The 19,140-nt window shown below is 66.0% G+C and carries 19 protein-coding genes; 15 read left to right on the top strand and 4 right to left on the bottom strand.

Going from position 1 to position 19,140, the window contains the following annotated elements:
• From NP3_RS20695 to NP3_RS20685, 3 genes are all read left to right on the top strand, one after another.
• The coding region (locus tag NP3_RS20695; RefSeq protein WP_157124422.1) for a zinc-binding dehydrogenase at positions 1–552 on the top strand (552 nt) is incomplete at its 5' end.
• A gap of 56 nt (positions 553–608) precedes the next feature.
• The gene (locus NP3_RS20690) at positions 609–974 is read left to right on the top strand and encodes a hypothetical protein (RefSeq protein WP_063043239.1); all 366 of its coding nucleotides are present in this window, start codon (positions 609–611) and stop codon (positions 972–974) included.
• A 44-nt stretch (positions 975–1,018) separates the two neighbouring features.
• Entirely contained in the window at positions 1,019–2,440 is a 1,422-nt protein-coding gene (locus NP3_RS20685) for an FAD-dependent monooxygenase (RefSeq protein WP_063043238.1), read from the top strand.
• A gap of 1 nt (position 2,441) precedes the next feature.
• Here the strand turns inward: NP3_RS20685 and NP3_RS20680 are convergent, their stop codons facing one another.
• A complete protein-coding gene (locus tag NP3_RS20680) occupies positions 2,442–3,431 on the bottom strand; it encodes a heme o synthase (RefSeq protein WP_063043249.1) in 990 nt (329 codons plus the stop codon).
• Between the two features lie 306 nt (positions 3,432–3,737).
• On the opposite strand from NP3_RS20680, the gene tkt reads away from it, so the two are divergent.
• The 5 genes from tkt to pgl are packed head-to-tail and all read left to right on the top strand — an operon-like array spanning position 3,738 to position 10,239.
• Positions 3,738–5,879: a transketolase gene (tkt, locus tag NP3_RS20675; protein WP_063043237.1), complete on the top strand. Its 2,142-nt coding sequence runs from the start codon at positions 3,738–3,740 to the stop codon at positions 5,877–5,879.
• Positions 5,880–5,885: 6 nt separating this feature from the next.
• A complete protein-coding gene (tal, locus tag NP3_RS20670) occupies positions 5,886–7,016 on the top strand; it encodes a transaldolase (RefSeq protein ID WP_063043236.1) in 1,131 nt (376 codons plus the stop codon).
• A 4-nt stretch (positions 7,017–7,020) separates the two neighbouring features.
• The gene (gene zwf / locus NP3_RS20665) at positions 7,021–8,580 is read left to right on the top strand and encodes a glucose-6-phosphate dehydrogenase (RefSeq protein WP_063043235.1); all 1,560 of its coding nucleotides are present in this window, start codon (positions 7,021–7,023) and stop codon (positions 8,578–8,580) included.
• Positions 8,577–9,485, top strand: coding sequence for a glucose-6-phosphate dehydrogenase assembly protein OpcA (opcA, locus tag NP3_RS20660; RefSeq protein WP_084508733.1), 909 nt, complete (start codon positions 8,577–8,579; stop codon positions 9,483–9,485). Before zwf ends, opcA begins: the two co-directional genes overlap by 4 nt.
• Positions 9,478–10,239: a 6-phosphogluconolactonase gene (gene pgl, locus NP3_RS20655; protein WP_063043233.1), complete on the top strand. Its 762-nt coding sequence runs from the start codon at positions 9,478–9,480 to the stop codon at positions 10,237–10,239. The genes opcA and pgl overlap by 8 nt, the downstream gene beginning before the upstream one ends.
• Here the strand turns inward: pgl and NP3_RS20650 are convergent.
• A complete protein-coding gene (locus NP3_RS20650) occupies positions 10,236–11,009 on the bottom strand; it encodes an amidohydrolase family protein (protein WP_218024884.1) in 774 nt (257 codons plus the stop codon). The two genes, pgl and NP3_RS20650, sit on opposite strands and share 4 nt — an antisense overlap.
• Positions 11,010–11,074: 65 nt before the next feature.
• On the opposite strand from NP3_RS20650, the gene NP3_RS20645 reads away from it, so the two are divergent.
• Both NP3_RS20645 and NP3_RS20640 read left to right on the top strand, forming a co-directional pair.
• Entirely contained in the window at positions 11,075–11,428 is a 354-nt protein-coding gene (locus tag NP3_RS20645; protein ID WP_063043232.1) for a MerR family transcriptional regulator, read from the top strand.
• Between the two features lie 155 nt (positions 11,429–11,583).
• Positions 11,584–13,758 carry a thiamine pyrophosphate-dependent enzyme gene (locus NP3_RS20640; protein ID WP_063043231.1) on the top strand — a complete coding sequence of 725 codons (2,175 nt, stop codon included), beginning with the start codon at positions 11,584–11,586 and terminating at the stop codon, positions 13,756–13,758.
• A 66-nt stretch (positions 13,759–13,824) separates the two neighbouring features.
• Here the strand turns inward: NP3_RS20640 and NP3_RS20635 are convergent, their stop codons facing one another.
• The gene (locus tag NP3_RS20635; protein ID WP_063043230.1) at positions 13,825–14,253 is read right to left on the bottom strand and encodes a hypothetical protein; all 429 of its coding nucleotides are present in this window, start codon (positions 14,251–14,253) and stop codon (positions 13,825–13,827) included.
• 193 nt (positions 14,254–14,446) lie between these two features.
• Between NP3_RS20635 and NP3_RS20630 the strand changes: the two genes are divergently transcribed.
• The 4 genes from NP3_RS20630 to NP3_RS20615 all read left to right on the top strand — a co-directional run bounded on the left by NP3_RS20630 (position 14,447) and on the right by NP3_RS20615 (position 17,245).
• Entirely contained in the window at positions 14,447–15,343 is an 897-nt protein-coding gene (locus NP3_RS20630; protein WP_063043229.1) for a DUF5753 domain-containing protein, read from the top strand.
• An 18-nt stretch (positions 15,344–15,361) separates the two neighbouring features.
• Entirely contained in the window at positions 15,362–16,183 is an 822-nt protein-coding gene (locus NP3_RS20625) for an SAM-dependent methyltransferase (RefSeq protein ID WP_063043228.1), read from the top strand.
• Positions 16,184–16,244: 61 nt separating this feature from the next.
• Positions 16,245–16,643, top strand: coding sequence for a DUF397 domain-containing protein (locus tag NP3_RS20620; protein ID WP_063043227.1), 399 nt, complete (start codon positions 16,245–16,247; stop codon positions 16,641–16,643).
• A 122-nt stretch (positions 16,644–16,765) separates the two neighbouring features.
• The gene (locus tag NP3_RS20615; protein ID WP_063043247.1) at positions 16,766–17,245 is read left to right on the top strand and encodes an SRPBCC family protein; all 480 of its coding nucleotides are present in this window, start codon (positions 16,766–16,768) and stop codon (positions 17,243–17,245) included.
• A gap of 5 nt (positions 17,246–17,250) precedes the next feature.
• On the opposite strand, the gene NP3_RS20610 is transcribed toward NP3_RS20615, so the two are convergent.
• On the bottom strand, positions 17,251–18,237 hold the full coding sequence (locus NP3_RS20610) for an alpha/beta fold hydrolase (protein ID WP_084508732.1): 987 nt from the start codon (positions 18,235–18,237) through the stop codon (positions 17,251–17,253).
• A gap of 54 nt (positions 18,238–18,291) precedes the next feature.
• On the opposite strand from NP3_RS20610, the gene NP3_RS20605 reads away from it, so the two are divergent.
• Entirely contained in the window at positions 18,292–19,140 is an 849-nt protein-coding gene (locus NP3_RS20605; RefSeq protein ID WP_063043226.1) for an SDR family NAD(P)-dependent oxidoreductase, read from the top strand.

The raw sequence follows: 19,140 nt of genomic DNA, 5'->3' as shown, positions 1-19,140 counted from the left end.
GAGACCGTGCTGGTGCATGCGGGCGCGGGCGGCGTCGGTCTGATGCTCACGCAGCTCGCCGTCGCGCGGGGGGTGCGGGTGATCACCACCGTCTCCTCGGACGCGAAGGAAAAACTGTCCCGCGAGGCAGGCGCGAGCGAGGTGCTGCGCTACAGCGATGATCTCGCAGATCAGGTTCGTGCACGCACCGAGGGCGTCGGCGTCGCGGCCGTATACGACGGCGTCGGCGCGGCCACGTTCGAGGCCAGCCTCGCATCTCTGCGAGTGCGCGGCACGCTGGCCCTCTTCGGCGCGGCAAGCGGCCCGGTACCGCCCTTCGATCTGCAGCGCCTCAACCCGGCGGGGTCGCTGTTCGTCACCCGTCCCACGCTGGTGCACTACACCCGCGACCGTGCCGAATTGCTCTGGCGCGCAACCGATATTCTCACCGCGATCGCCGATGGAACGCTGCATGTGCGGATCGGCGCTACATATCCGCTGGCCGAGGCCGAGCAGGCGCACCGCGATCTCGAGGGCCGCAAGACCACCGGCTCGATCGTCCTGCTGCCGTAACCACCCGCCAACGGCCGTGCAACGGCGCGTCGGCACTGACCGAGGCGATCGGCACCGTGGCGCCGAGCCTGGTGCTCGACTATGTGTGGGGCGCACCAGCCGAGGCCGCCTTCGCGGCGCTCGGACGCCATGGCCTGACCGAGGACGACGCGGATATCGCATACATCCAGATCGGCGCCACGGCAGGTGCCGAAGCGGCCGTTCCGGCGGCGCTGTTGCGCAGCCGTCGCATCACGATCTCCGGAAGCGGGGCCGGGTCCGCCTCGGTGCAGTCGATCCTGGCCGCGATCCCCGAATACATGCAGTTGATCACCGATGGCCGATTGGACACCGCCGTGCAGGAGTTCCCGCTCTCGAAGATCGAAGACGCTTGGGCCACCGCGCAATTCGGCGCCGCCCGGGTAGTCGTGGTCGCGGATTGATCCACCTACGGTAACCAACCCACGCAATTCAGTACGGAGATATCGTGCACGACCGAACGCAAGTGCTCATCGCGGGTGCCGGACCCACCGGCCTCACCCTCGCCATCGACCTGGCCCGCCGCAATATCCCGGTGCGGGTCATCGACCGGGCCACCGAATTCTTCGCCGGATCGCGCGGCGACGGTATCCAGCCGCGCACGCTCGAGGTTTTCGACGACCTCGGCGTCCTGGATGCGGTCCGCCGGGCCGGATCACCCTCACCGACGATCCGCGCGTACTTCGGCGGTGAATTCGCGGGCGAACATCGGATGGCCGAACCGGTCGAGCCGACGCCCGCGGTCCCCTACCCCAACCTCTGGGTGCTCGGGCAGTCGCGGACCGAGGCGATACTGCGTGCCCGGCTCGCGGAGTTCGGCGTGCGGGTCGAACTCGCGACGGCGCTGGTCGGTTTCGAACAGGACGAGACGGGCGTCAGCGTCGAATTGACGCACGACGGTGTCGTCGAGACGTTGCGTGTCGTCTATCTGGTCGGCGCGGACGGCGGGAAGAGCACCGTCCGCAAGACGCTCGGCATTCCGTTCGAAGGCACCACCGACGATTCGATCCGGATGCTGCTGGGCGATGTCGGTGCCGAGGCGCTCGATCACCACTACGGCTACTGGTTCGCCGCGGCCGGTCGGCCGATGGAGGGAATCATGTTGTCCCCGTTGCCCGGTGGCAGCCAGTTCCAGTTCGGCGCGCCATTGGAGACCGACGCCGAGCCCACCCTCGAGGTACTGCAGGAGTTCGTCGACCGCTATGCCGGAAATCTGGACATCGTCCTGACCGATCTCACCTGGGCGACGGTGTGGCGACCGAATATCCGTCTGGCGCAACGATTCCGGGAGGGTCGGGTATTCCTCGCGGGCGACGCCGCGCATGTGCATCCGCCCACCGGCGGACAGGGCATGAACACCGGTATCCAGGATGCCTACAACCTCGGCTGGAAGCTCGCCGCCGCGGTCGCAGGCGACGAATCACTGCTGGACAGCTACGAATCAGAACGCCGCACAGTGGCCGCACGGGTGCTCGGGATCAGTACCGAACTCTTGGGCAAGCTGGTCGACGGTGCCGAGGACGCCATGCAGCGCGGCGAGGAGACGCGTCAATTGGATATCAGCTACCGAAATCCCGCCCACCATGGCGTGCTCGTCGCTGGTGATCGCGCACCCGACGCACCGATCAAAGATGCCGAGGGGCGGCCGATCCGACTGTTCGACCTGTTCCGCGGACCGCATGCGACCCTGCTGTCATTCGGCGAAACCGACGTACCGCCCGAACCCGGTGTCGAGGTGTACTCGGTGATCCGCCCCGGCGACAAGGCGACCGGACGGTATGTCGTGGATGTCGACGGTCACGCCTTCACCGCCTATGCCGCGGTCGACGGCACCGCTGTACGAGTCCGGCCCGACGGATACATCGGCTGACCTAGCCGAAGAAGCTGCCGATCGTGTCCCACCCGAGCACCGAATCCACCGCCAGACCACAGAACACCACGGCCAGATAGTTGTTGGACTGCAGGAACAGTCGCAGCGGCTTCACCGATTCACCGCGCCGCACACCGGAGTACAGCTGGTGCGCCATGAGCAGGAACCACGCTCCGGCCACCAGCGCGACGGCCGCGTAGACCACACCGGTCGCGGGGACCAGCGCGAGAGTGGTGAGCACGGTGAGCCAGGTGTAGATGACGATCTGCTTGGTGACGGCCTGCTCGGTCGCCACGACCGGCAGCATCGGCACACCGGCCGCGCGGTAATCCTCCTTGTAGCGCATGGCCAAAGCCCAGGTGTGCGGCGGCGTCCAGAAGAAGATGACACCGAACAGCGCGATCGCGGGCCAGCCGATATTTCCGGTCACCGCCGACCAGCCGACCAGCGCGGGCATACACCCGGCCGCGCCGCCCCACACCACATTCTGCGAGGTGCGGCGCTTGAGGCCGAGGGTGTACACGAAGACGTAGAACAGGATCGTCGCGACGACCAGCAGGCCGCTGAGCAGATTCGCCTGCCACCACAGCCAGGCGAAGGAACCGATGCCGAGCGTGACACCGAAGACGAAGGCGTGCGATGTCGGCACGGCCTCTCTGGCCAGCGGCCGCTTCGCGGTCCGCTTCATCACCTTGTCGATATCGGCGTCGGCGACGCAGTTGAGCGTATTGGCGCTCGCGGCGCCCATCCAACCGCCGAACAGCGTGACCAGGATCAGCCGGATGTCGACATGGCCGCGATCGGCCAGCAGCATCGTCGGAATGGTCGCGACCAGCAACAGCTCGATGACGCGCGGCTTGGTCAACGCGATATAGGCGAGGGGTCGCCGCAGTAGTCGGGACAGCAGGCCGTCGCCGGTCAACCGGTCGGCCAGCGCCGTCGCGGAGGAGCCGTGTGCACCATTGCCACCCGGCTGTTGCCCAATCCGCACTGTCTCTCCTCGCACGCTGTGCATCGCATCCGGCATGAAACCGCCGCCGCGCTCCCCTGCTCGAGCTGGTGCGAGGCGGCAACTACTACACACGATGGTAGACCCAGCCGCACAGCCTTCTTTCCATAGCCCCTCGCTCCGGCACACTGTCGGAGCGATTCGACACCCGAACTAAGCCGGGTTCCTCACATGCCGGTCATCGGGCACATCTAGGGTGGTTGGGGTAAACCCGGTTCGCATTCCACAGCTGCCGTGCGCGCACCCCTCCGCCGCCGTCGACGAAACAATGTCAGGAGAACCTCGGTCGTGTCAGTGACAGACGACATCCGCGCCCTCACTCAGCCGCATCACCCGGACGACTGGACGGATCTGGACACCAAGGCCGTCGACACCGTTCGGGTTCTAGCCGCCGATTCGGTGCAGAACGCCGGGAACGGGCACCCCGGCACCGCGATGAGCCTCGCACCGCTGGCCTACACGCTCTACCAGCGCACCATGCGCCTGGACCCGAGCGATCCGAGCTGGGTCGGCCGGGACCGCTTCGTACTGTCCTGCGGTCACTCCAGCATCACCCAGTACATCCAGCTCTACCTGGCCGGATACGGTCTGGAGCTGAACGATCTCGAGCACCTGCGCAAGTGGGGCTCGCTCACCCCGGGCCATCCCGAATTCCGCCACACCGACGGCGTCGAGATCACCACCGGCCCGCTGGGTCAGGGTCTGGCCTCCGCGGTCGGTATGGCGATGGCCGCACGGCGCGAGCGCGGTCTGTTCGACCCGGACGCCGCACCGGGCACCAGCCCGTTCGACCACTTCATCTACGTCATCGCCTCCGACGGTGATATGGAGGAGGGCGTCACCTCCGAGGCCTCCTCGCTCGCGGGCACCCAGCAACTGGGCAACCTGGTCGTGATCTACGACGACAACAAGATCTCCATCGAGGACGACACCACCATCGCCTTCACCGAGGATGTCGCCGAGCGCTACGCGGCCTACGGCTGGCACGTGCAGGTGGTCGAGGGCGGCGAGGACGTCGTCGCCATCGAGGCGGCGCTGGCCGCGGCCAAGGCGGAGACCGGTAAGCCGTCGATCATCGTGCTGCGCACCATCATCGGGTTCCCCGCGCCGAACAAGATGAACACCGGCGCCGCGCACGGCGCCGCACTCGGGGCCGACGAAGTGGCCGCCACCAAGAAGATCCTCGGCTTCGACCCGGAAAGGAACTTCCAGGTCGACGACGATGTCATCGCGCACACCCGCAAGGTCGTCGAGCGCGGCCAGCAGGCGCATGCGGCCTGGCAGCAGCAGTTCGACACGTGGGCCGCCGCGAACCCGCAGAACAAGGCGCTGTTCGATCGGCTCGCCAAGCGTGAGCTGCCCGCAGGCTGGGCCGCGAATCTGCCGACCTACGAGGCGGATCCGAAGGGTATGGCCACCCGCAAGGCGTCGGGCAAGGTGCTCGCCGCGCTGGCGCCGGTGCTGCCGGAGCTGTGGGGCGGTTCGGCCGACCTCGCCGAATCCAACAACACCACCATGCCCGACGCGCCGAGCTTCGGTCCGGAGTCGATCTCGACCGGCATGTGGAAGGCCAACCCGTACGGCCGCACCCTGCACTTCGGTGTGCGCGAGCACGCCATGGGCGCGATCCTGAACGGCATCGCCCTGCACGGACCGACCCGTCCGTACGGCGGCACGTTCCTGGTCTTCTCCGACTACATGCGCCCGGCCGTGCGCCTGGCCGCACTGATGCGGGTACCCGCGATATACGTGTGGACGCACGACTCGATCGGCCTCGGTGAAGACGGCCCGACGCATCAGCCGATCGAACATCTGGCCGCGCTGCGCGCGATTCCGGGTCTGAACGTGGTCCGCCCCGGCGACGCCAACGAGACCACCTACGCCTGGCGCACCATCCTCGAGCGCGACAGCAGCGAGCACACCTCGCACTTCTCGGTCTCCGAACCGGCCCACCAGGACGGGCCGTCCGCCCTCGCGCTGACCCGCCAGGATCTGCCGATCGTCGAGGGCACCAGCTACGAGGGCGTCAAGAAGGGTGGCTACGTACTGGCCGAGGCGTCCACCGGAACCCCGCAGGTAATCCTGATCGCGACCGGATCCGAGCTCCAACTCGCGGTCGCCGCCCGCACTACGCTGGAGGCGCAGGGCATCGGCACCCGCGTGGTCTCGATGCCATGTGTGGAGTGGTTCGACGCGCAGGACAAGGCATATCGGGACGAGGTGCTGCCACCGGCGGTCGCCGCTCGCGTGGCCGTCGAGGCCGGTATCGCGATGCCGTGGTACCGGTTCACCGGTGACTCGGGCGAGATCGTTTCGATCGAGCACTTCGGTGCCTCGGCCGATTTCAAGACCCTGTTCCGCGAGTTCGGTATCACCGCGGAAGCCGTAGTCGCTGCCGCGCAGCGCACCCTGGAAAACGTGAAGGGATAAGAGCTCATGGCACAGAACGAAAACCTCGCCGCCCTCTCCGCCGCGGGCGTCTCGGTGTGGCTCGATGATCTGTCGCGGGACCGGATCCAGTCCGGGAACCTGGCCGACCTCATCGAAACCCGCAGCGTCGTCGGCGTCACCACCAATCCGACCATCTTCCAGGGCGCCCTGAGCCAGGGCCACGCCTACGACGGCCAGGTGAAAGAACTTGCCGCCCAAGGCGCGGATGTGGATTCCGCGATCCGGACCATCACCACCGACGACGTGCGTGCGGCCTGCGATGTGCTGGCCGGGGTCTACGAGGCCAGCAACGGTGTCGACGGCCGGGTCTCCATCGAGGTCGACCCGCGCCTGGCCTTCGACGCCGAGCAGACGGTCGCGCAGGCCATCGACCTGTGGAAGACGGTGGATCGGCCCAACCTGTTCATCAAGATTCCGGCCACCGAGGCGGGCCTGCCCGCGATCACCCGGGTGATCGCGGAGGGCATCAGCGTCAACGTGACCCTGATCTTCTCGGTCAAGCGCTACCGCCAGGTGATGGGCGCCTACCTCGACGGTCTGCGCGGCGCCAAGGCCACCAGCCACGACCTGGCCAAGATCCATTCGGTCGCTTCGTTCTTCGTCTCCCGCGTGGACACCGAGATCGATAAGCGACTCGAGGCGATCGGTACACCGGAGGCGCTGGCACTGCGCGGACAGGCGGGTGTCGCCAACGCGCGCCTGGCCTACGCCGAATACCAGGATGTCTTCGACGGTGGAGCGCACACCTCGACCTACGCGCATCTGGCCGCCTCCGGTGCGAATCGGCAACGGCCGCTGTGGGCTTCGACGGGTGTGAAGAATCCGGAGTACTCGGACACGCTGTATGTCACCGAACTCGTCGCGCCGAACACGGTGAACACGCTGCCGGAGAAGACCCTCGAGGCCGTCGCCGATCACGGCGAGATCCGCGGCGACGCCATCAGCGGTACCGCTGCAGCCGCGCAGGAGGTCTTCGACAAGCTCACCGCGGTCGGCATCGACCTCGACGACGTATTCGACGTGCTCGAGCGCGAGGGTGTGGAGAAGTTCGAGAAGTCGTGGGAGGAGCTGCTTTCCGCCACGGCAGGCGAACTGGCCAAGTCCGGGGACAACTGACCCGATGGCCGGCACTCAGACGAATACCTGGAGGAACCCGCTCCGCGACGAGCGGGACAAGCGAGTCCCCCGCATCGCGGGGCCGTGCAGCATGGTGATCTTCGGCGTCACCGGCGATCTGTCCCGGAAGAAACTGATGCCGGCCATCTACGATCTGTCGAACCGGGGGCTGCTGCCCCCGGGCTTCGCGCTGGTCGGCTTCGCCCGCCGGGACTATGCGGACGAGGACTTCGCGAATGTCGTGCTCGAGGCGGTAAAAGCGCACGCACGCACACCCTTTCGGCAGGAGGTCTGGGACCACCTGGCCGAGGGCATCCGCTTCGTGCAGGGCTCCTTCGACGACGACTCCGCCTTCGCCAAACTGGCCGACGTCCTGGCAAAGCTGGACAAGGACCGCGGCACCGGCGGCAATCACGCCTTCTACCTGTCGATTCCGCCGAATATGTTCCCGGTGGTGCTCGATCAGCTCTCCGAGCACAAACTGGCCCAGCCGACGAAAACCGAGGGCGAGGGCCGCAAGCCGTGGCGCCGGGTGGTGATCGAGAAGCCGTTCGGCCACGATCTGGACAGCGCGGTCGAACTCAACGCGCTGGTCAACCGGGTGTTCCCGGAGGAGACGGTATTCCGCATCGATCACTATCTCGGCAAGGAGACGGTGCAGAACATCCTGGCGCTGCGCTTCGCCAACCAGCTCTACGAACCGATCTGGAATGCCAATTACGTCGACCATGTGCAGATCACCATGGCCGAGGACATCGGATTGGGCGGGCGCGCAGGCTATTACGATGGTATCGGCGCGGCCCGCGATGTCATCCAGAACCACCTGCTGCAGCTGCTCGCGCTGACCGCCATGGAGGAGCCGATCAGCTTCGAGCCCAAGCAGCTGCAGGCGGAGAAGATCAAGGTGCTCTCGGCGACCAAACTCGTCGAGCCCCTCGATGGAACCACCGCGCGCGGACAGTACGCCGAAGGCTGGCAGGGCGGCGAGCATGTGGTCGGACTGCTCGACGAGGAGGGTTTCGACCCGCAATCGCGCACGGAGACCTACGCGGCGATCACCCTCGAGATCGACACCCGCCGCTGGGCGGGTGTGCCGTTCTACCTGCGCACTGGAAAACGCCTGGGCCGCAGGGTGACCGAGATCGCGGTGGTGTTCAAGCGGGCCCCGCATCTGCCGTTCGACCAGACCATGACCGAGGATCTCGGGCAGAACGCAGTGGTCATCCGGGTGCAGCCCGATGAGGGCATCACCACCCGATTCGGTTCGAAGGTGCCGGGGTCGAGCATGGAAGTGCGCGACGTCAATATGGATTTCAGCTACGGCGAGGCGTTCACCGAATCCTCCCCCGAGGCCTATGAACGCCTGATCCTCGATGTGCTGCTCGGGGTGCCGTCCCTGTTCCCGGTGAACGCGGAGGTCGAATTGTCCTGGCGCATCCTGGATCCGGTGCTCGAGCACTGGGCCGCCGACGGTAAACCCGAACAGTACGAGGCGGGGACCTGGGGTCCAGCGTCGGCCGATGAGATGCTGGCCCGCACCGGGCGCGAATGGCGGCGGCCATGATCGTCGATATGCCGCAGACCACCACCGCCGAGGTCACCAAACGCCTGGTGCGCCTTCGGGAGAGCAATGGTGTGATCACCATGGGCCGGGTGCTGACCCTGGTCGTGTGTACGTTGGACAGCTCCGAGGCCGAAGACGCCATCGACGCCGCCAATGACGCCAGCCGCGAACATCCCTGCCGTGTTGTCGTTTTGGCGCGCGGGGATCGCGAGGCCGAGACCCGGTTGGATGCCCAGATCCGCGTCGGCGGTGATGCCGGAGCGGCCGAAGTGATAGTGCTGCGGCTGCAGGGGGATCTGATCAACCACGAGAGCAGCGTCGTCATCCCGTTCCTGCTGCCGGACACCCCGGTGGTGGCGTGGTGGCCGCGTGGTGCCCCGGAGTTCCCGTCCAAGGATTCGGTGGGGCGCTTGGCGACTCGCCGCATCACCGACGCCACCTTCGCCGCCGATCCGCAGGCGACGATCAAGAAGCGGCTCGGCTCCTACGCCTCGGGCGACACCGATCTGGCGTGGAGTCGCATCACCTACTGGCGGGCGCTGTTGGCGGCCGCCATGGACGAACCGCCGTTCGAGCCGGTGGATTCGGTGATCATCTCCGGACTGCGCGAAGAACCCGCGCTCGATATGCTCGCGGGCTGGTTGGCCGCCCGGCTCAACTGCCCGGTGCGTCGCCGCTCGGGTCCGTTGCGCGTGGAGGTGCATCGCCCGACAGTGTCGATCGCGATCGAACGGCCGCAGACCGGGCGCACCGCGACACTCACTCGCACCGGTGATCCGGATCAGCGAATCGCCCTGGCGCGCCGAGAAACTCGCGACTGCCTCGCCGAGGAACTGCGACGGCTGGATGCCGACGAGATCTATGCCGAGGCACTCGCCGGAATCGAGAAGGTGACCTATGAGTGAGCGCACGAACGTTCCCGCGAGCACCGTCGAAGTACACGACGACACCGATGCCTTGATCGCCGCCGCGGCCGCGCGATTCGTCGCGGTCGTCGTGGCGGCGCAGACCGAACGTGGCTCCGCATCGGTGGTGTTGACCGGCGGTGGGACCGGGATCGGACTGTTGGAATTGGTCCGTAAGACGCCCGGCGATATCGACTGGTCGCGGCTCGATGTGTTCTGGGGTGACGAACGATTCGTGCCCGCGAGCGATTCGGAGCGCAATGATCTGCAAGCGCGGCAGGCGCTGCTGGATCATGTGCCGGTCGATCCGTCGCGGGTGCATCCGGTTGCCACCTCCGACGGTGAGTATCCGGATCCGGTCGAGGCCGCAGCCGAGTATGCGGCGGCAGTGCACGCGCACCTGGCCGAGCACGGGGCCTTCGATCTGCATCTGCTCGGTATGGGTGGCGAAGGGCATGTGAATTCGCTGTTCCCGCATACCGATGCGGTGCGCGAACAGCACGAACTCGTTGTCGCGGTACCGGATTCGCCGAAGCCGCCATCGGTGCGGGTCACGCTGACGCTGCCCGCGGTGCGGCACAGTCGCCATGTTGTGCTGGTTGTCGGTGGTGCCGCCAAGGCCGAAGCCGTTGCCGCGGCGGTTGCCGGTGCGGATCCGGTGGAGATTCCCTCGGCGGGTGCCGTCGGGTCGGAATCCACTACGTGGCTGTTGGATCGGGACGCCGCCGCGGCCTTGCCGGATGCCGCGAGCTAACTCAGCAACTGCTGCGCGGTCGCGCCGAGGACCAGTTCACGCACGTTTGGTGAGCGGGTGGCGCGTTCGACGGTGATGCGTGCGATGACCGGGTCGCCATAGGGGGCATCCGAGCCGAAGAGGGTCCGCTCGGGAATTTCGGCTATGGCCAGACGGACCGCGAAAACGATACTGGCAGTGGACAGTTCCAGATACATGTTCGGGGTGTCGCGGACCAGTTCGATCGCGTCCATCCAGTGCGCGCCGCCGAGTTGGGAGACCACGAGCGGCACTCGTGGGTAGCGTCGCGCGAGGTCGGTCAGAGTGCGCAGGTCAGCGGCGGTTGTGGGTGCGGCGCCGTGCACGACGACAGGAAGTCCATCGTGGTCGGTGGCGGCGCGGAGTACCGGCTCGATCAGGGCCGCTCGGTCCGGCGGCGGGGTCAACTCACCGATGCCGCGCAGTCCGCGCCCGACTACGTCACGTTCGACGATCGCGTCGGCATCGGGCGTGTCGAGCGGCACCGAGGCGAATCCGATGAAGCGCTCCGGGTAGGCGGCGATTGCCGCATCGAGTTCGCGCCGGGCCGTTTCCCGGCCGAGGGCGCCGCCGCCAGCGAGGGCCTGCGTCAGCAGGTCCATCTCGTCGCGTAGTTTGGTGAGGTTTCCGGCTCGTTCGGGATGTGGTCGGGTCATGAACAGGATGGTCTTGTCCACGCCTGCCTCGTCCAGCAGCGCGATGTGGTCGGCGAGTGGGTCGTGGACGTGGCTGTGTGCGTCGATGATCAACATCTCTCCTTATGGAATCGAGTTGCGGGGTCGAGTGTTGATCCCTGACACCATGGGAAGGTCAAATCATGCTGATCGGTGAGCTGGCCAGCCGTACCCGCACCAGTGAGCGGCTGCTGCGGTACTACGAGCGGGTCGGGCTGCTGTCGGCCGAACGCCGCCACAATGGGTATCGCGAGTACGACGCGGATGCCGAGCAGCGAGTCGGGCAGATTCGCGCATTGCTCGCGGCGGGGCTCTCAACCCGGGTGATCGGGCAGTTGCTGCCGTGCGCTGTACACGACGGTGCGTTGCGGGCCTGTCCTGGCGTGCTGCCCGCGTTGCGGGATCGGCTGGCGGAGTTGGATCGTCGGGCCGCTGATCTCGATTCCGCTCGCGATCTGCTGCGGCGGACGATCGAGGAGACCGAGCAGTCGGGCTGAAGCTGTGCATCCTTCTGGCTGTGGCCGATAAATCCGCGATTCGACACCGGGATACTCGGAGAATTTCCTTGCGACTACCAAGGTGATCAGAATACTTTCGGAATTAGCGTCGAAATCAGGTCCCCGGAGCAGCGTTCGTCGGAGATGATCACAGCGTGACCGAACAGCGAGTCGACCTCGAGGAGCGGTTCCGTGCCGAGCTGTCGGCGCTGGAGCCGCGGCCCAGCCGTCCTGTCGAACAGCCGCTCGACGAGGTAGGGCTCACCGGAGCCCAGTGCCTGGACCTGTTCGAATCACAGGCGACCAGTAGGCATCTCGACCTGGCAGCGCGCCGGTTGGGCAGCGCCAAGCGCGGTTATTACAGCATCGGGTCGTCCGGGCATGAGGGCAATGCGGCGGTTGCGGCAGCTCTGCGCCCCACCGATCCGGCGCTGCTGCACTATCGCTCCGGGGCATTCTTCGTGCACCGAGCCAGGCAGGTGCCCGGTCTGGACCCGATCAGGGATGTACTGCTCGGCGTGGTCGCGGCGGCCACCGAACCGATATCCGGCGGCCGTCACAAGGTTTTCGGCAGCAAACCGGCCGCGGTGATCCCGCAGACCTCCACCATCGCATCACATCTGCCGCGCGCAGTCGGGCTCGCCTTCGCGATCGAGCGTGCGGCTCGGCTCGGCGTCACTTGCGAATGGCCGTCGGATTCGGTGGTGCTCTGTAGTTTCGGCGATGCGTCGGCCAATCACTCCACTGCGGCCGGTGCCATCAATGCCGCGATTCACACCGCGCACCAAGGGGTTCCGCTACCGCTGCTGTTCGTATGCGAGGACAATGGCATCGGCATCAGCGTCCCGACCCCGCCCGGCTGGATCGAACAGTCCTACGGCATCCGCCTCGGGCTGCAGTATTTCGACGCGGACGGCTGCGATCTGCTCGACGTCGCGACAACCGCGACCCAGGCGGTCGACTGGGTGCGCGAACATCGCAAGCCCGCCTTTCTCCACCTGAGCACCGTACGACTCATGGGACACGCCGGGTCCGATGTCGAATCCGCCTACCGCAGCCCCACCGATATCACCGCCGACCTGCGCCGTGACCCGGTGGTTGCAACCGGCCGCCTCCTGGTCACTTCCGGTGTCGCCACTCCGACCGAAGTCATCGCACGCTACGACGAAATCGGTGGCCGCGTCGCCGCTACGGCCGAATTGGTTTGTCGTGAACCGAAATTGACTTCTGCCGCTGCGGTGATGGCACCGCTGGCCCCGCCGCATGCGGACCTCGTGCAGGCCGATGTTCTGCGTCGAGGACACTCGGTTACACAGGGTGATTCGGTGACATTGGCGCAGGCGATCAATCAGACGCTCGCCGCGCTGCTCGACCGGGACGACGACGTCCTGGTATTCGGCGAGGATGTCGGCCGCAAGGGCGGCGTGTACGGCGTCACCAAAGGGCTGCAGAAGCAGTTCGGGGTGCGCCGCGTCTTCGATACGCTGCTCGACGAACAGAGCGTGCTCGGCACGGCTCTGGGCGCCGGGCTCGCCGGATTCGTGCCGATTCCGGAGATCCAGTATCTCGCCTACGTGCACAATGCCGCGGACCAGCTGCGCGGAGAAGCCGCCACACTGTCGTTCTTCTCCCAGGGGCAATACCGCAATCCGATGGTCGTCCGCATCGCCGGTTATGGCTATCAGAAGGGGTTCGGCGGCCACTTCCACAACGATAATTCCATTGCGGCACTGCGCGATATCCCGGGCTTGATCATCGCCTCCCCCGCTCGCGCCGATGATGCCGCCGCCATGCTCCGCACCTGCGTCTCCGCTGCTCGCGTCGACGGCCGCGTGTGCCTCTACCTCGAACCCATCGCCCTCTACCACACCCGCGACCTGCACCAACCTGGCGATAACGCCTGGCTCGCAACACCTTCCGACACCGATCACATCGCCATCGGCCGAGCCCGCAGCTACGGCGACGGCACCGACCTCACCATCGTCACCTTCGCCAATGGCGTCCCCATGAGTCTGCGTGTGGCCCAACGCCTCTCATCTCGCGGCATCCGAGCCCGCGTGCTCGACCTCCGCTGGCTCTCGCCCCTCCCCCTCGACGACCTACTTCACCACGCCCGCGCCACCGGCCGAGTCCTCATCGCCGACGAAACCCGCCACACCGGCGGCGTCTCCGAATCCCTCTGCACCGCCCTGATCGACGCCGGTTTCAACGGCCCCGTAACCCGCGTAACCAGCGAAGACTCCTTCATCCCCTTGGGCCAGGCCGCCACTACCGTCCTCCTCGACGAATCCCGAATCGAATCCGCAGCCACGAAACTCCTCACCCGCTAACCGTTCCGGACCGCGCGTCACTCGCCGACCCCTCGTATCGGCGAGTACGCGCGCCCGCTGGAACCGTTATCGCCGCAACCGCAGCACCGCTTCCAGGATTTCTCGCATCGACGGCCGAAACCTGTTGTGCGGCTCGTGGATCCAGCGCCGAAATCCGCGTCGCTCGTCAGCGGGAGACGGCAGCACAATGTAGTTCGACGCGACGCCGATGTTCCAGCGCAGCAGCGCTGGCGTCAGACTCTCCGGACACGGTCCGGACGGTCCGGTCAGAAAGGCCCACCGCCGCGACGCCGGATGCTCTATCACCGGCCCCAACGGCCCCTGCTGCTCCGCGATGACTTCCGTTGCCAGCCTCGAGGGCATCACCACCGCACTGACGGGTCCGGTCTGCACGATGATCCGTGTCTCGGTGTCGGGCATTATCACCGCGGGCAGTCCCAGATCGCGTTGGTAGTGCCGACAGCGCTGCGCGGTTGTCTCTGCGCTACTGGACATTTCGCACCATCCGACGATCGTTCGTGGCTGTCGTCATCCGACGCCCCCTCAAACCGCGACGCAGGGGACGGTCCTCGATGACACCCACTGCCTCGGCGTGACGTGATATCTTTGGTGTGGTAATGCTAGCGTGATTATCACGCTCCAGGAAGTGAATCGGATGAGTTGCGTCAGACCGATACGCTGGGGAGCCATGGGAACTCGATTACGGACCGCGCGAAAATTGTTGCTGGGACGCGAGATCGAGCATATGGTCCGCACCGCGGGTGTCAGCCAGACCGAGGCGGGCAAAATCATCGAGTCGACCCAGAGCCGAATCAACCAGCTGATCAACGGAGTCGGGGCGATCAGCGTCGGCGATCTCGAACTCCTCACGACCACACTGGGTTTCACCGATCCGGGTTATGTCGAGGCGCTCAAGGAACTGCGCCGCGACAACCACAAGCGCGGCTTCTGGACCACCGGCCATCGCCGCGCCTACGTCGAGGACCTGCGACTGCTCGTCGATCTGGAGGCGCATGCCAGTCTGTTGCGCACCGCCGAGGCGGAGATCATGCCGGGACTCGTGCAGTGTGAGTCCTACATTCGCGCACTGCACGAACCGGTCACTCCGGTCGCGGCCGACCGTGTCACCGTCGAGGAGTCGGTGCAGGCGCGGCTGGCCCGGCAACAGGTCCTGACCGAGGCGGACCCGCCGGAGTTCCGCGCGATCCTGTCCGAATCCTGTCTGCGCCGCGAATACGGCGGGCGCGAGGTGATGCTCGAACAACTCGAACATCTGTCGAGTCTGTCCAGACGGCCGAACATCCTGATCCAAGTACTCCCGTTCACCGTCACCACCCGCGGGGCGGGGATGGAGGACCGGTACACCCTGGTCCGGGTGCCGTCACCGGGCGCCGCGGGTGACCTCGAGATGGCGATCGTGGAGAGCCAGGGGGATATCCGCTACATAGATGACAAACCCGCGGTGGCCGCCCGCGAAACCGTATGGTCCCGGCTCAGTGCCGCCGCTCTCGGCGCCGCGGATTCCCGGAAGTTCATGGAGCACGTCGCACGATCGTTGCGCCGCAAGACATTCACCAGTACTTGACGAATCAGGAGCACCCGGATGTCCGCCGACTTCGAGCCCCGAGAAATTGATGCGAGCCGACCATCCGCCGCCCGCATGTACCACTACTACCTGTCCGGGGAAGCCGTCTTCGAGGTCGACAAGATCTTCGGTGAGCGACTGTTCGAAATACTTCCATTCCTCGATGTGTGGGCGCATCACAACCGCGGATTCCTGCGCCGTGCAACACGATTCATGCTGGGGCAGGGCATCCGGCAATTCCTCGATATCGGTTCCGGACTCCCCACCGTCGGCAATACGCACGAGGTCGCACGGGAATCGGCGCCGGAATCGCGCGTGGTCTATGTCGACAACGATCTGGAAGCGGTCAATCGCGCCCACGATCTCCTGCTGCACGGCGATGCCCTCGACAACACCGCCGTCATCGAGGCCGACCTGCGTTATCCCGACCTGATTCTGGACCATCCGGATACCCGACGGCTGATCGACTTCGGGCAGCCGCTGGGCCTGTTGATCGTCAGCGTCTGGCCGTTCGTGCCCGACGCCGACCAGCCGCACGAGTTGATGGCGCGATTACGCGACCGGCTCCCCTCGGGCAGCTATGCCGCGATGACCCATGTCTCCCTGGACGACGCCAGCCCGGAGATCAAGCAGCAAATGGCCGCGGCCGCCGCACTGTACGACGAGACCTCCGATCCAGTGTCCTTGCGCACCCGCGCCCAGTTCACCGCTCTCTACGACGGCCTGGACCTGGTCGAACCCGGTATCGCCTACGCACCGGACTGGCGACCGGACCAACCGGTCGACCGGGCAGACACAGCGCGGCCGTGTAATTTCGCCGCCGTTGGCTATAAGCCTTGAAGGACGAGCAACGGGTCTGCCACCCCTGCGACTCCTGCTCTACCCGTTGAAAGGAAATGCAATGACGCAGCCCACCTTCACCGTCGCCGAATTCCGGAAGGCGACCTTCAGCTCGCCCAACCAGAATTGCGTGTGCATCGCACGCAAGAACGGGTGGACTGCGGTCTGGGACGACAAGCTCGCCGACGAGCGCTACACACCCGGAATGTCGCTGCCCGACAAGGAAATTCTGGTATTCACCGACGAGCAGTTCGATGCTTTCCAGGCCGGAGTGCGGACGGGTCGCGTCGAAGACCGGTATCTGGCGATATCGCGCCGCGACGGCCGATACGTCTTCCGCGCCGCCGTTCCCCAGCCGATCGATGGCGTGGAACTACTCTTCGACGAGGATGAGTTCGATGCCTTTCGACAGGGTGTGCTGAGCAACGAATTCGATTGCACACGATTCATCGCGGCCTGAGATCTGTCCCGTGGCGCCGACCGATCCGACACGCGGTAGCCGACTTCCGACGAATCCGATTCGGCGGCGCCACCGGGGAAATACAGTGGACATACGGTGACCAGCGGCGAAAGGGCACGGCTATGACCACGATGTCCATGCTCGGCGAGGTACGACCCGAACACGATCGGGCGATCGAGGAGGGCCGGGTACTACTGCACTTTCTGCGGTCGTTCCGCATGCCCGTACTCGACGTATGGTCCGCCTGCGCCGAACACAGGCAATTGGATCGCTGGTTCGGCAAGGTCACCGGAGGCAATGGCAACCTGACCATCGAACCGTTCGACGGTCCGGTCCCCGGCCCCATCGCAATCCGTGTCGAAGACTGCCGCGCACCACATGATCTGGTGATCCATATCGATGGCGGCATCCTCGAAATGCATATGACCCAGGTGGGCGTCGTCACCAATCTCGAACTGATCCGCCGCCACATCTGCCCCGCCGACGCCTGCTCGGTCGGCCCACGCTGGCAGTACCTACTTGATCGACTCACCGCCTACCTGGACCGACGCCCCCTCCCCAGCTGGGCCGACTACCCCGAATTGACCAACGAATACCGCTGACCCGGCTATTGCGTGAGGGCCGGATTCGGGACCAGGTCGCGCAGGTGGCTCGTGATCAGAGCGTTGACCTCGTCGGTGCGTTCCAACTGCACGAGGTGACCCGCGTCCGCGATCTTGGTGACGGCGCGCAGATCGGGAACATTCGCACGCAGAGTTGCGAGCGGGTCGCGCCCGCTGAAGCCCTCCATATCCGGATCTCGGTCGCCGTAGAGGAAGTACGTCGGAACGGAGATCTCGGCGTCGGCGAATTCGGCGGTGAGTTCCCAGTTCCGATCGAGCACGCGGTACCAGTTGAGTCCGCCGGTGAAGCCGGTGCGCTCGAAATCCTGTGCCAGGGTGTCGAATTCGGCGATGGAGAGCCAGCGCCACGGCAACAGCGGGGCTTCGGGGAGAACGTCGAGGTAGCCGGTGCCCTCGGCTGGGAAACGCCAGGTGTCGAGGTAGTGGTAGTCGGCGCTGAGCGAGTAGTAGACGCGGGCCAGGAATTCCCTTGTGCGACCGCCGAGTTCGGCATCGGCCACGCCAGGCTTCTGGAAATAGTCCAGATGCAGAAAGTGACGCTGAGCAGCCTTGGCCCACAGCTGCGATGGCGCGCGCGGCGGCCGCGGGGCGAACGGATTATTGAGAACGATGACACCGCTCACCCGCTCCGGCGCGCGCAACGCCAGCTCCCACACCAGCGCGGCCCCGAAGTCCAGACCGACGAAGACCGCCTGCTCGGCACCCATCTCATCCAGCAGACCGAGCAGATCGCCGATGACAGCGCGGTTGCTGTAGTCCTCGATATCGGTAGGCACTTCCGTGCGCCCATATCCGCGCAAATCCGGGGCAACGGCCCGGTAACCCGCCGCGGCGACGGCCGCGAGCTGGCGATGCCACATGAACCAGGTATGCGGAAAGCCGTGGCAGAAGATCACCGGATGCCCCTCGCCCTGCTCGGCGACATGCATGCGAATGCCGTTGCTCGTAACGAACCGATGGATCAATTCCACTACGGCCTCCAATTGCTAGAACGTGTTCTTGTTTCACGGTAATGTCCCGGGATCGTGAACGGAATACCTCAGGTTCTAGGCGGCCGGGTCGCGGTGGTGACCGGCGCGAGCCGCGGCATCGGCAAGGGCATCGCGCTGGAGTTGGGCGCCGCGGGCGCCACCGTCTTCGTCACCGGGCGCTCGGCCGTACCAGGACGGCTGCCTGGGACCGTGCACGCTACCGCGGCCGAGATCGACCTGCTCGGCGGCATCGGGGTTCCGGTGGTCTGCGATCACCGCGACGACGATGCGGTCGAGCGACTATTCGAGCGGATCCGCAACGAGCACGGACGACTCGATGTGCTGGTGAACAACGTCTACAACGCCCCCGCTGCCGCGCGTTGGCTGGGCAAACCGTTCTGGGAGGTGCCGCCGCAGGCCTGGGATGAGACATTCGACGTCGGCCTCCGGTCACATTACGTCGCAAGCGTTTTCGCGGCTCCCCTGCTGATCGAATCGGCGGGCCTGATCGCCAATATCTCCTCCCCCGGCGCCGAGCGCTATATGCACAACGCGGTATACGGCGTCGCCAAGGCCGCGCTGGACCGGCTCACCTCGGACATGGCCGACGATCTCGCCGAGTCGGGCGTCACGGTGGTCTCGCTGTGGCCCGGAATCGTCGACACCGAACTGCTGCAAATGGTTCCACGCGATAGGGACGGCCGCCGCGTCGTCACACTGCCCGGCGAGGGCACCTACGACCTCGACAACGCAGAATCCCCCCGCTTCCCGGGCCGTGCCGTCGTCGCACTCGCCGCCGATCCGGACCGTAGCCAACGCTCCGGATCGGCTTGGCGCATAGCGGATCTCGCCGACGAGTACGGCTTCACCGACCTCGACGGCCGCATCCCGCGCAACGACTGA

This window comes from Nocardia pseudovaccinii NBRC 100343 (genome assembly GCF_001613225.1).
GTDB classification, from domain to species: domain Bacteria; phylum Actinomycetota; class Actinomycetes; order Mycobacteriales; family Mycobacteriaceae; genus Nocardia; species Nocardia pseudovaccinii.
The sequence above is the reverse complement of the archived record's forward strand: the minus strand, read 5'-3'. Positions and strand labels throughout refer to the sequence as shown.

Coding starts and splice junctions, on each gene's coding strand:
- NP3_RS20635 (WP_063043230.1), bottom strand. CDS start 14,253: ATGTCCAGTAGCGCAGAGACAACCGCGCAGCGCTGTCGGCACTACCAA.
- zwf (WP_063043235.1), top strand. CDS start 7,021: ATGGCCGGCACTCAGACGAATACCTGGAGGAACCCGCTCCGCGACGAG.
- NP3_RS20645 (WP_063043232.1), top strand. CDS start 11,075: ATGCTGATCGGTGAGCTGGCCAGCCGTACCCGCACCAGTGAGCGGCTG.
- NP3_RS20625 (WP_063043228.1), top strand. CDS start 15,362: ATGTCCGCCGACTTCGAGCCCCGAGAAATTGATGCGAGCCGACCATCC.
- NP3_RS20630 (WP_063043229.1), top strand. CDS start 14,447: ATGGGAACTCGATTACGGACCGCGCGAAAATTGTTGCTGGGACGCGAG.
- NP3_RS20650 (WP_218024884.1), bottom strand. CDS start 11,009: ATGTTGATCATCGACGCACACAGCCACGTCCACGACCCACTCGCCGAC.
- NP3_RS20615 (WP_063043247.1), top strand. CDS start 16,766: ATGACCACGATGTCCATGCTCGGCGAGGTACGACCCGAACACGATCGG.
- opcA (WP_084508733.1), top strand. CDS start 8,577: ATGATCGTCGATATGCCGCAGACCACCACCGCCGAGGTCACCAAACGC.
- tal (WP_063043236.1), top strand. CDS start 5,886: ATGGCACAGAACGAAAACCTCGCCGCCCTCTCCGCCGCGGGCGTCTCG.
- NP3_RS20620 (WP_063043227.1), top strand. CDS start 16,245: ATGACGCAGCCCACCTTCACCGTCGCCGAATTCCGGAAGGCGACCTTC.
- pgl (WP_063043233.1), top strand. CDS start 9,478: ATGAGTGAGCGCACGAACGTTCCCGCGAGCACCGTCGAAGTACACGAC.